Below are 13,456 nucleotides of genomic sequence, written 5' to 3'. Positions count from 1 at the left end.
CGTCCTTCGAGGCTCGCTGCGCGGGGCGCCTCAGGATGAGGAGCGTTTTGGCTGTGAATTCCTCATCCTGAGGTGCGAGCCGCAGGCGAGCCTCGAAGGGCGCATGGCGCTCACCGCTCACCCCCGCTTGCCGACCGTCTCCTCGACCCGTTCCTCGAAGTCGCCGAGATTGCCGAACAGGTTCTCGATCGCGAACACCAGGCCGAACACCCGGGCCGCGTCGTCGAAGGCCAGGGCCCGCGTGCCGCCGCCCGCCCGCAGGGTCTCCACCGCCGCCTGGAAGGCCTGGTGGGCCTCGGCGAAGGCCAGGCGGTCCGGGCGCGGACCGCCCGACAGCAGAGCCGCGCAGGCCCGCAGGAAGGTCGCGCTGGCGTTCAGCATCGCCGCCGAAGGCAGGGCCAGGCCGGGCGAGGGGAAGGCCTCGCGCAGCGCCCGGCCGATCATCACGCAGTCGTTGCGCAGCCTCCACAGCGTGCGGGGCAGGGCGTCGGTGACCGAATGGTCGCTCAGCCGGCTGGCGCTCTCGCGTTCGGCCTCGGTCATGGCGGTCTGCAGCTTGGACAGCGCCTTGAGCGTGTCATCGTAGTGGTCGCGAGCCTCCAGGTCAGTCGCGCCGCCCTTCAGCTTCAGGGCGTAGTGCTCCAGCAGCTCGGCCAGTCGGCCGGCCACCGTTTCGGTGCTGTCGACCACCGTGGCGTGGGCTCGGGCCGGGAAGATCAGCAGGGTGGCGGCGATGCCGACCACGCTGCCGACCGTGATCTCGGCCACCCGCAGGAAGGCGGCGACCAGCGGGTCCATGTGGGTGGTCGTGCCGATCAGCATGATCACGGCGGTGACCGGCGCCACTTTGAAGGCCGGGCGGACGGCGGCCAGGAAGGCCAGCAGGGCGGCGGTGACGGCCAGGATCGGTCCGCCGGCCTCGGGCCAGCGGGCGTGCAGCATCGCCGCGCCGGCTCCGACGACGGCGCCGACGGCCGTGCCCATCAGCCGCTCGATCGAGGCGGTGATGGTGGCGCCGAGGCTGGACTGGACGATGATCACGGCGGTGAACACCGCCCAGTAGCCTTGGGGCAGGCGCAGCAGGGTGGCCAGGGCGTAGGCCGCCACGACCGCCGCCGACACCCGGACCGCGTGGCGCAGCTCGGTCTTGCGGGCGGCCGCCTGGGCCAGGGCGCTTCGGGAGAGCTCCAGCCCGACGAAGCGCCGCCAGTCGCTGGGCGCGGCCTCCGGCACCTAGGCCACCGCCTCGCGCAGCATCTCCAGCGCGGTGCGCACCGCCGCCAGTTGCACGCCTTCGCGGGTTTCACCGTCGAACAGCTCGTGGCGATGGACGACCGAGCGGTTGGCGCGGGCGACGGCGAAATGCACCGTGCCGACCGGCTTCAGCGGCGAGCCGCCGCCGGGGCCCGCGACGCCGGTGATCGCCACGGCGACGTGCCCATTGCTGGCCTCCAGCGCCCCTTCGGCCATCCAGCGCGCCACCACCTCCGACACCGCCCCGTGGTCGGCGATCAGGTCGCCCGGCACGCCGAGCATCTCGGACTTGGCGCGATTGGTGTAGGTGACGAAGCCGCGCTCGAAGACGTCCGAGGCGCCCGAGATGTTGCAGATCGCCCCCGCCACCAGGCCGCCGGTGCAGCTTTCGGCGGTGACCAGCCGCAGGGACCGCTCCCGCGCCTCGTCGATCAGCAGGCGGGCCAGGGTCTGGATTTCGAGCGGGAACATGGGGGCCTCGCGAAATGCAACTATACGGCGTGCCGGGCGCATGGCCTTCTCATGCAACCGAGTCTCTGGAGCAGGTTACATGAAGATCCGTTTCGCGGCTGGCGCCGTGGTCGTTCTCGCCCTCGGATCCCCCGCCGTCGCCGGATCCGCACCGGTCGGGTTGGCCTGCCACGAAGTCTCCGATGGGGTGAAGGCGTCCGTGTTGTCGTCAAGCTACCGGTCAGGCGACCTGCGGCTCGACAAGCAGCGCGGCGCGAGTTCCTGCATCACCTCCGCGGCGGGGATTTCCTGCCTGCTGAACGACCCTGGACGGATCGTCGTCGCGTCCGGTGGGACCGTGAAGCGCTACAAGATCCCACTCCTGGGCAAGGCCAGGATAACCGCCAAGGGCTCCGAGATCGCCTGCCGGATCGTGAAAGCCTAGCCGCCCATCAGATCGGCGTCTCGACCACGGCGATCGCCTGGGCGGCCAGGCCCTCGCCGCGGCCCGTGAAGCCCATGCCCTCGGTGGTGGTCGCCTTGACGCTGACCCGGTCGAGCGGCAGGTCCAGGATCTCCGCCAGGCGCTCGCGCATGGCCGCGCGGTGCGGTTTGATCTTCGGGCGCTCGCAGATCAGGGTCACGTCGACATTGACCAGGGTCCCGCCGCGCCGGCGCACCAGGTCGACCGCGTGGGCCAGGAACCGATCGGAGGACGCGCCCTTCCACTGCGGGTCGGTGGGCGGGAAGTGGTCGCCGATGTCGCCTTCGCCGATCGCGCCGAGAATGGCGTCGGTCAGGGCGTGCAGGCCGGCGTCGGCGTCGGAATGGCCGATCAGGGTCTCGGTGTGGGCGATCTCGACGCCGCACAGCCACACGGAGTCCCCAGGGCCCCAGCGGTGAGCGTCGAAGCCCTGGCCCATGCGGACGATCCGCGCGCGGCCCGCTAAGGTTTCGGCCATGGCGAAGTCCTCCGGATAGGTCAGTTTCATTAGCATCGGGTCGCCGGGCGTGACCACGACACGGCCGCCATGGCGCTCGACCACCTGGCCGTCGTCGGTCGGCTCGTCCGAACCTTCCCACGCAGCGTAGGCGGCCAGCAGGCGGTCGCGGCGGAACGCCTGGGGGGTCTGCGCCCGCCACAGGTCGTTTCGCGATTTTGTGACGACGCTGGAATCCAGCGCCCCGCTTTTCAGCGTATCGGCCACGGGCAAGGCTGGAATCGCGCCGTCGGCGTCGTCGAGGGCCTTGATCACCGCGTGAATTGTTGCGGCGCCGAGAAAGGGGCGGGCGGCGTCGTGGACCAGCACCGGCTCGTCGGGCGGACGGTCGGCGAGGGCGGTCAGGCCGGCCTGGACGGACAGAGCGCGAGTCGCGCCGCCCGGCGTTGTCGTCCAGCCGGAGAGGCCCTCCAAGGCCGCATCCAGCAGCGGCCGGGCCTGCGAATCCGCCACGATCACGAGCTTTTGCGCGCCGCCCGCCAGCAAGGCTTCCGCCGACCAGCGCAGCACGGCTTTCCCTGCCAGCGTACGCCATTGCTTGGCCTGGCCGGGCCCGGCCCGGGCGCCGGAGCCGGCGGCGACGATCACGGCGGAGAAGGTCATGGGGGCTGTTTAGCGGGCCAAATTGAGTTGTCCAGAGAAGGAGGCTTTACGGCGCCGCACAATATGCCTAAAAAGAGTGCGATGGGGATGCGTAGAAAATGAGCAACGGTCTCACAGTTGGCAAGGTCGAGGTGCCTGGGCGCGTATGGATCGCGCCGATGACGGGCGTTTCGGACCTGCCCTTCCGGGAAACGGCCAGCCGACTGGGCGCCGCCTATGTGGCGACGGAAATGGTGGCTTGCGCCGAGTTCGCCCGCGGCCGCCCCGACGTGGTGCGCCGCGCCGCGGTGGGCGAGGGCCTGCCTCTGATGGTCGTCCAGCTGGTCGGTCGCGATCCGACCTTCATGGGACAGGGCGCGCGGATGGCCGCCGAGGCCGGGGCCCAGATCATCGACCTGAACTTCGGCTGCCCTTCCAAGATGGTCACCGGCGGCGTCGCCTCGGGCTCGGCCCTGATGCGCGAACCCGACCTGGCCGAGGCCCTGGTCGCCGCCGCCGTCCAGGCGGTGGACGTGCCCGTCACCGTCAAGATGCGCCTGGGCTGGGACGATGACAGCCGCAACGCCGCCGACATCGCCCGCCGCGCCGTCGACGCCGGCGCCCAGGCCATCACCGTCCACGGCCGCACCCGCTGCCAGTTCTACAAGGGCCAGGCCGACTGGGAAGCCGTGGCGGCGGTCAAGGCCGCGGTCGGCGTGCCGGTGCTGGTCAACGGCGACATCATCGATGGCGACACCGCCCGGGCGGCCTTGGACCAGTCCGGCGCCGACGGGGTGATGATCGGGCGCGGCGTCTATGGCCGTCCCTGGATCGCCCAGGCGATCGAGGCGGCGCTGCGGGGCGAAGGCTTCCGCGAGCCGGACGCCGAGGAGCGCCTGGCCATCGCCGTCACCCATTTCCGCCGCAGCCTGGACTTCTACGGCCAGGCGCTGGGCCTGAAGATGTTCCGCAAGCACCTGGCCTCCTACATCGACGCCGCGCCCTGGCCCGACAGCGAGGAGGCGCGGCGCGCCGCCCGCGCCGCCCTGTGCCGGCTGGAGGATCCCGCCGCGATCGAGGATGGCCTGGCCGCCCTGTGGCTGGCCGACCGGAGGCTGGCCGCATGAGCGATCACGCCCGCGCCCCCTCGGCCCAGGTCGCCGACAGCCTCAAGATCGCGGCCTTCGATCTCAGCCCCGAGCCGGCCCTGGTGGTCGACCGCGACGGCGCGCTGGTGGCGGTCAACGAGGCGGCCGAGGCCCTGTTCGGCCAGGGCCTGTCGCTGCTGGCCCGCGGCCGGTTCCGCGCCGCCCTGCCGCCGGGCTCGGTGCTGGTCTCGATGATGGACCGCGCCCTGTTCGAAGGGGCCCTGGTCCGCGAGCACGGGGTCGAGGTCAACCTGTTCGGCCAGCCGCCGTTCGAGGCCGACGGCGCCGCCGCGCCCCTGGGCGACGGCTCGGTGCTGATGACCCTGCACGTCAAGGGCGTGCTGGGCGTCGAGCGGGCCTCGGACGCCGCGGGCCTGCGCTCGGTGGTGGGCCTGGGCCGCATGCTGGCCCACGAGATCAAGAACCCGCTGGCCGGGATCCGCGGCGCGGCCCAACTGCTGAAGACCGGCGCCAGCGCCGCCGATCAGCCCCTGGCCCAACTGATCGTCGACGAGACCGATCGCATCCGCCGGCTGGTCGACCGCATGGAGGCCTTTTCCGACGAGGTCCCCGGCCCGCGCGAGGCGGTCAACATCCACCAGGTGCTGGACCGGGTCCGGGCCCTGGTGGTCAACGGCGTGGCCGACGGCCTGGCGCTGCAGGAGCACTACGACCCTTCGCTGCCGGACGTCTGGGGCGACGAGGACCACCTGATCCAGGTGTTCCTGAACCTGGTCAAGAACGCCGCCGAGGCCGCCCACATGCGCGGCGACGGCCAGGGCATCCTGTCGATCCACACCGCCTGGCGTCCGGGCGTGCGGGTGCGCGGCGCCGACGGCAAGGCCACGGCGGGCGCGCCGATCGAGATCCGCGTGCAGGACAACGGCCCGGGCGTGCCGCCCAGCCTGCGCGACCACCTGTTCCAGCCGTTCGTCACCACCAAGGCCAACGGCACGGGCCTCGGCCTTGCCCTGGTCACCAAGCTGGTGACCAGCCACGGCGGCCTGATCGACTTCGACTCCGAACCTGGCCGCACGGTCTTCCGCGTGCTGCTGCCGATGGCCACCGGAAAGCTTGCCCCCTCCACTGGAGACGCCCACGCATGAACGCCGCCAGCAAGAAGATCCTGATCGCCGACGACGACAGCTCGGTGCGTCTGGTGCTCAGCCAGGCCTTCACCCGGCTGGGGTACCAGGTCCGGGCGACCGGCAACGCCACGACCCTGCTGAAATGGGTGACGGACGGCGAGGGTGACCTGATCGTCACCGACGTGATGATGCCCGACGAGAACGTCTTCGACGTGCTGCCGCGCATCCGCAAGGAACGGCCCAAGCTGCCGATCATCGTGATGAGCGCCCAGAACACCCTGCTGACGGCGGTCAACGCCGCCGACGCCGGGGCGTTCGAGTACGTCTCCAAGCCGTTCGACCTGGACGACGTCACCGCCGCCGCGCGACGGGCCCTGTCGCGGCCGGCCGACGCCGAGGCGTCCAAGGCCCAGGCCCGGGCCATGCGCGATGAGCGCCTGCCGCTGATCGGCCGCTCGGCCCCGATGCAGGAGGTCTATCGCACGATCGCCCGCCTGGTCGGCGCCGACCTGACGGTGCTCATCCTCGGCGAAAGCGGCACCGGCAAGGAGCTGGTGGCCCGCGCCCTGCACGAGCTGGGCCGCCGCCGCGACGGCAAGTTCGTGGTCATCAACCTGGCCGCCGTGCCGCGCGAACGCGTCGAGACCGAGCTGTTCGGGCGCGGGGAGGGCGACATGGGCCGCCTGATCGAGGCCGACGGCGGCACGCTGTTCCTGGACGAGATCGGCGACATGCCGCTGGACGCCCAGACGCGCCTGCTGCGGGTGATCGACGGCACCGAGCCGGTGCTCAATCCCAAGACCGGCCGCCGGCCGAACGTGAGGATCATCGCCGCCACCAACCGCGACCTGCGCGGCCTGATCCAGCAGGGGCTGTTCCGCGAGGACCTGTTCTTCCGCCTCAATGTCGCGCCGGTGCGCCTGCCGCCGCTGCGCGACCGCACCGAGGACATCCCGGATCTGGCCCGCACCTTCCTGCTGCGCGCCAACCGCGAAGGCCTGCCGGCCAAGACCATCGATTCCAGCGCCCTGGACCGGATGAAGACCCACGCCTGGCCGGGCAATGTGCGCGAGCTGGAGAACCTGATCCGGCGGATGTGCGCCCTCTATGCCGAGGAGCTGATCACCGCCCGGATCGTCGATCGCGAGCTGCAGGACCACACCCCCGCCGCCCACGCCGACGAAGGACCGGTCACCCTGGCCAGCCTGGTCGAGCGCCACCTGTCGTCGCACTTCGCCGACCAGCCCGACGGCGTGCCGGCCGCCGGTCTCTACGACCGGGTGCTGCAGGAGGTCGAGCGGCCGCTGATCCAGCTGACCCTGTCGGCCACCCGCGGCAACCAGGTGCGGGCGGCTGAGATCCTGGGACTCAACCGCAACACCCTGCGCAAGAAGATCCAGGACCTGGGCGTGGAGATGACCCGCGGCCGGCGCTGACCGCGGTCCAGAACCCCAAACGGGTGGTCATCCGCGGGGCGATCCACGTCTGCTGACGCTTAATTGGCACATACCTGTTGAGTTTAGGGCACAGCCCCCCTTAAACTTGGTCAATGGCGTCCGTTCCATCCGTCCTGGAGCTTGAAGGACCGCCGACCCGCTTCAGCCGGGCCTGGTGGCGCGAGCTGCTGCGGTCGCGTTTCACGCTGGGGGGCGCCTACGGCCTGGCCATCGCCCTGACGGCCACGGCGGTGTTCCTGGCCTCGTCGCCGCCCGCCACCGGACCGATCGGTCCGGCCACCACGGTCATCCTCGTGGTTCTCGGCTTCAACCTGGCCCTGATTCTCTGCATTGCGGGCATCGTCGGCTGGCGGCTGCTGGATCTGGTGGACGCCCGGGCCAGCGACGCCGGCGCGCGCCTGCACCTGCGGTTCGTGGGCCTGTTCTCGGTGGCCGCCGTGGCGCCCGCCGTGATCGTGGCCCTGTTCTTCGGCGTGCTGGTCAACCGCGGCGTCGATGCCTGGTTCAGCGAGCGCGTGCGCACCGTGGTCGAGAACTCGGCGACCGTGGCCCGTTCCTATGTCAGCGAGCAGACGGATTACATCAGCCAGCACGTCGGGCCGATGGCCAGCACCCTGAACCAGGCGGCCCCGACCTTGGCCGACTCCCCGGTGGCTTTCGGGCACTTTCTCAGGGGCCTGGCCGACGACAACGGCTTCTCGGCCGCCTATGTGCTGGACCGCGACGGTCGCATTCTGGCGCGCGCCGAGTCCGACAGGGCCCCGCCATTCCTGGCGCCGCCGCCATCCAGCTTCAAATGGACCGACACCGGCGAGATCCCTACCCAGCGCTTCGTCGAGGAAGACCTGTTCCGGGCGCTCTACCGCCTCAAGGCCTTCCCCGACGCCTATCTCTACGTGGCCCGGCCGATCGACAAGGGCATCCTGGCCCACCTGATCGAATCCGAGGAATCGCTGATCTCGTATCGCGAGGCGGCCAAGAACCAGGACCGGATCCAGGTGATCTTCGGCCTCAGCTACATCGAGACCGCGCTGCTGGTGCTGGTCGCGGCCGTCTGGGTGGGCATCGCCGCCGCCAATTCGATCGCCGCCCCCGTCTCCGGCCTGGTGCAGGCGGCGGGCCGGGTGTCGGCCGGCGACCTGGACGCCCGGGTCGATGTCGAGGCCGGTCCCGAGGAGATCCGCGCGCTGTCGGTGGCGTTCAACATGATGACCACCGACCTGCAGGCCCAGCAGGCCGCCCTGCGGGTGGCCAGCCTCGACGCCGAGTCGCGCCGCCAGTTCATCGAAACCGTGCTGTCGGGCGTCAGCGCCGGCGTGGTGGGCCTGGACGCCGCGGGGCGGATCACCGCTCTTAACCGCCGGGCCGGCGACCTGCTGGCCCTGGACGAGAGCGCCGTGGGCCAGCCGCTGGTCGAGGTCGCGCCCGAACTGGAGACCGTGATCCAGGAGATCAGCGGCGGCCGTCCCAACGCCGAGGTCGAGATCGACGTGATGCGCGGCGGGGAAACCCGGCGGTTGCGGTTCCGCGGCGCCGGCCAGGCGGCGGAGACCCTGGTGCTGACCTTCGACGACATCACCCGCCTGATGGCCGCCCAGCGCAACGCCGCCTGGAAGGACGTGGCCCGGCGCATCGCTCACGAGATCAAGAACCCGCTGACCCCGATCCAGCTGTCGGCCGAACGGATTCGCCGCAAGTATCGCAAGGACATCACCGGCGATCTGGACACCTTCGACCGCTGCACCGAGACCATCATCCGCCAGGTCGGCGACATCGGCCGGATGGTCGACGAGTTCTCGGCCTTCGCCCGGATGCCGGCCCCGCGCTTCGCCCCCGCCGACCTGACCGAGATGCTGCGCCAGGCGGTGTTCGCCCAGCGCTTCGTCGACGCGGAAACCGAGGTGACGCTCGAGGAGCCCGGCGACGACGTCTGGGTCAGCTGCGACGCCCGGATGGTGGGCCAGGCCTTGACCAACATCCTCAAGAACGCCGGCGAGGCGGTCAGCGCGCGTCGCCACGTCTCGCCGGAGCCACCGGGCCGTATCGCCGCCAGCCTGGTCTCGGACGACGAACACCTGTGCCTGGTGGTCGAGGACAATGGCGTGGGCCTGCCCGCCAAGGACCGCGACCGGCTGACCGAACCCTATGTCACGACCCGCGAGAAGGGCACCGGCCTTGGGCTGGCGATCGTCAAGCGGATCATGGAGGACCACGAAGGCGAACTGGTCCTGACCGACGCGCTGAACGGAACCGGCGCCCGGGTCATCCTGAAGTTCCCCACGACCGCGCGGCTCGCCGCCGCCAACGCCCAGAACGGCGTAGAGGAGATGATATGAGCGCTGACGTGCTTGTGGTCGACGACGAGGTCGACATCCGCGAACTGGTGGCCGGCATCCTGGAGGATGAAGGCTACGCGGTGCGGGTGGCGGCCGATTCCGACCAGGCGCTGGCGGCCTTGCGGGCCCGCAAGCCCGCGCTGCTGGTGCTGGACATCTGGATGCAGGGCGGGGGCATGGACGGGCTGGAGCTGCTCGACATGGTCAAGGCCCTGGATCCCGACCTGCCGGTGATCATGATCTCGGGCCACGGCAACATCGAGACCGCCGTCAGCGCCATCAAGCGCGGGGCCTACGAGTTCCTGGAAAAGCCGTTCAAGTCCGATCGCCTGCTGTTGGTGGTCGAGCGGGCCCTGGAAGCGGCCAACCTCAAGCGCGAGAACCGCCGCCTGCGGGTGCAGAGCTTCAGCTCCGACGGCCTGATGGGCAAGTCGGCGGCGGCCCAGGCCCTGCGACAGCTGATCGCCAAGGTCGCCCCGGCCAACAGCCGGGTGCTGGTCTCCGGTCCGCCCGGCTCGGGCAAGGAACTGGTGGCCCGGCTGATCCACGGTTCCAGCAGCCGCTCGCGCAACGAGTTCGTGGCCGTCAGCGCCGCGGGGATGGCGCCCGAGCGGCTGGACGTCGAGCTGTTCGGCGAGGAAGGCGAGGGCGGTCGTCCGCGCAAGATCGGCGTGTTCGAACGCGCCCACGGCGGCACGCTCTATCTGGACGAAGTGGCCGACATGCCGCGCGAGACCCAGAGCCGCATCCTGCGGGTCCTGGTCGAGCAGCGCTTCCGCCGGGTGGGCGGCGACAACGACGTCCAGGTCGACGTGCGGGTGATCTCGTCGACATCGCGCGAGCTGCGCGAGGAGATCGCCGCCGGCCGGTTCCGCGAGGACCTGTTCCATCGCCTGAACGTGGTGCCGGTCCGCGTGCCGGGCCTGTCCGAACGCCGCGAGGACATCCCTGAACTGATCAGCTACTTCGTAGACCGGATTTGCGAGGCCACCGGCCTGCAGCGGCGTCGGCTGGGCGAGGACGCCCTGGCGACGCTGCAGGTGCAGGCGTGGCCCGGCAACGTCCGCCAGCTGCGCAACAACGTCGAGCGGATGCTGATCCTGGCCTCGGGCGAGCCGGGCGACCTGATCACCGCCGAGATGCTGAACGCCAACGAACAGCCGTCCGGCGGCAATGCGGGGGCGATCGGGGCCGAGCGGATCATCGCCCTGCCGCTGCGCGAGGCTCGCGAGCTGTTCGAGCGCGAGTACCTCAACGCCCAGATCCTGCGGTTCGGCGGCAACATCTCGCGCACGGCCAACTTCATCGGCATGGAGCGCTCGGCCCTCCACCGGAAATTGAAATCTCTCGGTGTCGCCGGCGCCCGGGTCGAAGAGGAAGAGTAACGGAACTCCGCTCATCCCGGCGCTCGCCGGAACGAACGGTTTGAGTGTGTTGGCGCTCGGATGAGCGCCCGGAAGGGAATTCAAGACATGTCGCGTTTCGCCTACGTCAACGGCCGCTTTGTCCGCCACGGCGAGGCCGCCGTGCATATCGAGGACCGGGGCTATCAGCTGGCCGACGGCGTCTACGAGGTGTGGGCGGTGTTCGGCGGCAAGCTGGCCGACGCGGCGGGCCACTTCGCGCGGCTGTGGCGCAGCCTGGACGCGCTGAAGATCGCCCATCCGATGAGCGAGAAAGCCCTGACCGTAGTGCTGCGCGAAGCCATCCGCCGCAACAAGGTGGTCGAGGGCATGGTCTATCTGCAGGTGACCCGCGGCGTCGCCCCGCGCGACCACGCCTTTCCCAACCCCGCCGTGCCGCCGGCCGTGGTGATCACCGCCAAGCGCGTCGACCGCGCGGCGGCCGAGGCCAAGGCCGCCAAGGGCCAGTCGGTGGTCACCGTGCCGGAGACCCGCTGGGGCCGCTGCGACATCAAGTCGATCGGCCTGCTGCCCAACGCCCTGGCCAAGCAGGTCGCCCGCGAGCACGGCGCGGTCGAGGCCTGGTTCGTCGACGAGATGGGCCTGGTCACCGAAGGCGCCTCGTCCAACGCCTGGATCGTCGACGCCGAGGGCCGCCTGCGCACCCGCGACACGCAGGCCAACATCCTGCGCGGGATCACGCGCTCCAGCCTGCTGGACGTGATCGCCGAGGCGGGGCTTCCCGTGGCCGAGCAGCCGTTCACCGTCGAGGAGGCCAAGGCCGCCAGGGAGGCCTTCATCACCGGCGCCGGCACGCTGGTGCTGCCGATCGTCAGAGTCGACGGCGCCCAAATCGGCGATGGCCAGCCCGGACCCGTGGCGACGCGGCTTCGGCGTCTCTATATCGAGCGCGCCAAGGCCGCCGCGATCTAGGTTGCAAGACCAGCTTTCGAAGGATTGGCGCAGTTTCTTTGCCGATTGGTCATACCAACCGGCGAAAAATGCTTTAGTCTGAACTTGTTTGTGTGGGGGGCGTGTGGCCCTCCGAAACAATGAGAGGGGAATCCCCATGTCGACCGAGAAAAAACAAAACCTTCAGGACACCTTCCTGAACAGCGTGCGCAAGTCGAAGACGCCGCTGACCATCTTCCTGGTGAACGGCGTGAAGCTGCAGGGCGTTGTCAGCTGGTTCGACAATTTCTGCGTCCTGCTTCGCCGCGACGGCCAGTCCCAGCTGGTCTACAAGCACGCCATTTCGACGATCATGCCGGCCCAGCCCGTCCAGCTGTACGAGCCGAGCGCTGATCAAGACGATTGATCCCCGGAGCGTGGTTCGCCACGCTCCAAATGTTTGATTTAGGGCCGTTTGACCAAATCCACTTCGAAATCCATCGACCACGCGGCGCCGATCTTCCGGGCGTTCGTGATCCATCCCGTGCGCCCGACGCGCGGCCAGTCGGCCCTCGAGGCGCGTGATCCCAAGGCGCGGCTCGAGGAGGCTGTCGGCCTGGCGATCGCCCTCGACCTCGAGGTCGTCGAGACCACGATCGCGCCCCTGCGCCTCGTCACGCCCGCCACCCTGTTCGGCAAGGGCAAGATCGAGGAGTTCGCCGCGCTCTGCGAGGTCGAGAAGATCGACGTCGCGGTGTTCGACGACCAGCTGACCCCGGTCCAGCAGCGCAACCTGGAAAAGGCCCTGAACGTAAAGGTCGTCGACCGCACGGGCCTGATCCTGGAGATCTTCGCCCGCCGGGCCCGCACCCGCGAGGGCAAGCTGCAGGTCGAGCTGGCGCGGCTGGACTACGAGCGCTCGCGCCTGGTCCGCACCTGGACCCACCTGGAGCGCCAGCGCGGCGGCACCGGCAACACCGGCGGTCCTGGCGAGACCCAGATCGAGCTGGACCGCCGCCTGATCGCCGGCACGATCGGCAAACTCAAGCGCGAGCTGGAAGAGGTGCGGCGCACCCGTACCCTGCACCGCAGCGCCCGCAAGAAGGTCCCGTACCCGACCGTGGCCCTGGTGGGCTACACCAACGCCGGCAAGTCGACCCTGTTCAACCGCCTGACCAACGCCACGGTCGTGGCCCAGGACATGCTGTTCGCCACGCTGGATCCCACCCTGCGCACCGTGAAGCTGCCCGACGGCCGGCCGGCGATCCTGTCCGACACCGTCGGCTTCATCTCCGACCTGCCGCACGAGCTGGTCGAGGCCTTCCGCGCCACCCTGGAGGAAGTGCAGGAGGCCGACGTGGTGCTGCACGTGCGCGACGTGGCCAATCCCGACACCGATTCCCAGGCCCGCGACGTCCAGAAGGTGCTGGCCGAGCTGAAGGTGCTGGGCGACGATGGCGAGGCCGAGGGCGGCAAGACCCTGATCGAGGTCTGGAACAAGATCGACCTGGTCGACGGCGAGGCCCGCGAGATCCTGGAAGGCCAGGCGCGCCGCCTGGGCGCCTCGGCGGTTTCCGCCGTCACTGGCGAGGGCTGCGCCGAGCTGCTCAAGCGGGTCGGCGGCCTGATCGACGACACGCCCCCGGTCGCCGTGCGCCTGGCGGCCTCGGACGGCGAGGCCCTGGCCTGGATCTACCGCAACGGCCGGGTCGAGAGCCGCGAGGACGAGGCCGAGGGCGGCGTGCGCCTGGTGGCCCGCCTTGACGCCCAGGCCCTGGGCCGGTTCGAGCGGCAGTTTCCCGATGTCTGGGTGATGGCGACCGGCGACTGATCGTTCCGGCTTGCC

Annotated in this window: 12 protein-coding genes; 9 read left to right on the top strand and 3 right to left on the bottom strand. The window is 70.3% G+C overall.

Annotated elements, in window-relative coordinates; genetic code table 11:
• Positions 1-117: 117 nt before the first annotated feature.
• Positions 118-1,233 (bottom strand): FUSC family protein, encoded by a 1,116-nt coding sequence (locus ASD47_RS02010; protein WP_056750817.1) that lies wholly within the window; start codon positions 1,231-1,233, stop codon positions 118-120.
• Entirely contained in the window at positions 1,234-1,725 is a 492-nt protein-coding gene (locus ASD47_RS02005) for a CinA family protein (RefSeq protein WP_056750814.1), read from the bottom strand.
• A 79-nt stretch (positions 1,726-1,804) separates the two neighbouring features.
• On the opposite strand from ASD47_RS02005, the gene ASD47_RS02000 reads away from it, so the two are divergent.
• Positions 1,805-2,149 (top strand): hypothetical protein, encoded by a 345-nt coding sequence (locus ASD47_RS02000; RefSeq protein ID WP_056750811.1) that lies wholly within the window; start codon positions 1,805-1,807, stop codon positions 2,147-2,149.
• Positions 2,150-2,156: 7 nt separating this feature from the next.
• Here the strand turns inward: ASD47_RS02000 and ASD47_RS01995 are convergent, their stop codons facing one another.
• A complete protein-coding gene (locus ASD47_RS01995) occupies positions 2,157-3,308 on the bottom strand; it encodes a bifunctional 2-C-methyl-D-erythritol 4-phosphate cytidylyltransferase/2-C-methyl-D-erythritol 2,4-cyclodiphosphate synthase (protein WP_056750807.1) in 1,152 nt (383 codons plus the stop codon).
• Between the two features lie 98 nt (positions 3,309-3,406).
• On the opposite strand from ASD47_RS01995, the gene dusB reads away from it, so the two are divergent.
• The 8 genes from dusB to hflX all read left to right on the top strand — a co-directional run bounded on the left by dusB (position 3,407) and on the right by hflX (position 13,441).
• Positions 3,407-4,414, top strand: a complete 1,008-nt coding sequence (gene dusB, locus ASD47_RS01990) for a tRNA dihydrouridine synthase DusB (protein ID WP_056750804.1) — start codon at positions 3,407-3,409, stop codon at positions 4,412-4,414.
• The gene (locus ASD47_RS01985) at positions 4,411-5,541 is read left to right on the top strand and encodes a nitrogen regulation protein NR(II) (protein WP_056750802.1); all 1,131 of its coding nucleotides are present in this window, start codon (positions 4,411-4,413) and stop codon (positions 5,539-5,541) included. The genes dusB and ASD47_RS01985 overlap by 4 nt, the downstream gene beginning before the upstream one ends.
• On the top strand, positions 5,538-6,959 hold the full coding sequence (locus ASD47_RS01980) for a sigma 54-interacting transcriptional regulator (protein WP_056750799.1): 1,422 nt from the start codon (positions 5,538-5,540) through the stop codon (positions 6,957-6,959). The genes ASD47_RS01985 and ASD47_RS01980 overlap by 4 nt, the downstream gene beginning before the upstream one ends.
• A 113-nt stretch (positions 6,960-7,072) precedes the next feature.
• Positions 7,073-9,316, top strand: a complete 2,244-nt coding sequence (locus ASD47_RS01975; RefSeq protein WP_056750796.1) for a PAS domain-containing sensor histidine kinase — start codon at positions 7,073-7,075, stop codon at positions 9,314-9,316.
• Positions 9,313-10,701 (top strand): sigma-54 dependent transcriptional regulator, encoded by a 1,389-nt coding sequence (locus tag ASD47_RS01970; protein WP_056750793.1) that lies wholly within the window; start codon positions 9,313-9,315, stop codon positions 10,699-10,701. Before ASD47_RS01975 ends, ASD47_RS01970 begins: the two co-directional genes overlap by 4 nt.
• Positions 10,702-10,788: 87 nt before the next feature.
• Positions 10,789-11,652 (top strand): D-amino-acid transaminase, encoded by an 864-nt coding sequence (locus ASD47_RS01965; RefSeq protein WP_056750790.1) that lies wholly within the window; start codon positions 10,789-10,791, stop codon positions 11,650-11,652.
• Between the two features lie 136 nt (positions 11,653-11,788).
• Entirely contained in the window at positions 11,789-12,037 is a 249-nt protein-coding gene (gene hfq / locus ASD47_RS01960; RefSeq protein ID WP_012286640.1) for an RNA chaperone Hfq, read from the top strand.
• 48 nt (positions 12,038-12,085) lie between these two features.
• The gene (gene hflX, locus ASD47_RS01955) at positions 12,086-13,441 is read left to right on the top strand and encodes a GTPase HflX (protein ID WP_056750787.1); all 1,356 of its coding nucleotides are present in this window, start codon (positions 12,086-12,088) and stop codon (positions 13,439-13,441) included.
• The last annotated feature ends 15 nt before the right edge of the window (positions 13,442-13,456 follow it).

It is taken from the genome of Caulobacter sp. Root1472 (assembly GCF_001426985.1).
In the GTDB taxonomy this organism is placed as follows: Bacteria; Pseudomonadota; Alphaproteobacteria; order Caulobacterales; family Caulobacteraceae; genus Caulobacter; species Caulobacter rhizosphaerae.
Note: the sequence above shows the minus strand (reverse complement) of the source record. Positions and strands in the feature narration are given on the sequence as shown.

Coding starts and splice junctions, on each gene's coding strand:
- ASD47_RS02005 (WP_056750814.1), bottom strand. CDS start 1,725: ATGTTCCCGCTCGAAATCCAGACCCTGGCCCGCCTGCTGATCGACGAG.
- ASD47_RS02000 (WP_056750811.1), top strand. CDS start 1,805: ATGAAGATCCGTTTCGCGGCTGGCGCCGTGGTCGTTCTCGCCCTCGGA.
- ASD47_RS01995 (WP_056750807.1), bottom strand. CDS start 3,308: ATGACCTTCTCCGCCGTGATCGTCGCCGCCGGCTCCGGCGCCCGGGCC.
- dusB (WP_056750804.1), top strand. CDS start 3,407: ATGAGCAACGGTCTCACAGTTGGCAAGGTCGAGGTGCCTGGGCGCGTA.
- ASD47_RS01985 (WP_056750802.1), top strand. CDS start 4,411: ATGAGCGATCACGCCCGCGCCCCCTCGGCCCAGGTCGCCGACAGCCTC.
- ASD47_RS01980 (WP_056750799.1), top strand. CDS start 5,538: ATGAACGCCGCCAGCAAGAAGATCCTGATCGCCGACGACGACAGCTCG.
- ASD47_RS01975 (WP_056750796.1), top strand. CDS start 7,073: ATGGCGTCCGTTCCATCCGTCCTGGAGCTTGAAGGACCGCCGACCCGC.
- ASD47_RS01970 (WP_056750793.1), top strand. CDS start 9,313: ATGAGCGCTGACGTGCTTGTGGTCGACGACGAGGTCGACATCCGCGAA.
- ASD47_RS01965 (WP_056750790.1), top strand. CDS start 10,789: ATGTCGCGTTTCGCCTACGTCAACGGCCGCTTTGTCCGCCACGGCGAG.
- hfq (WP_012286640.1), top strand. CDS start 11,789: ATGTCGACCGAGAAAAAACAAAACCTTCAGGACACCTTCCTGAACAGC.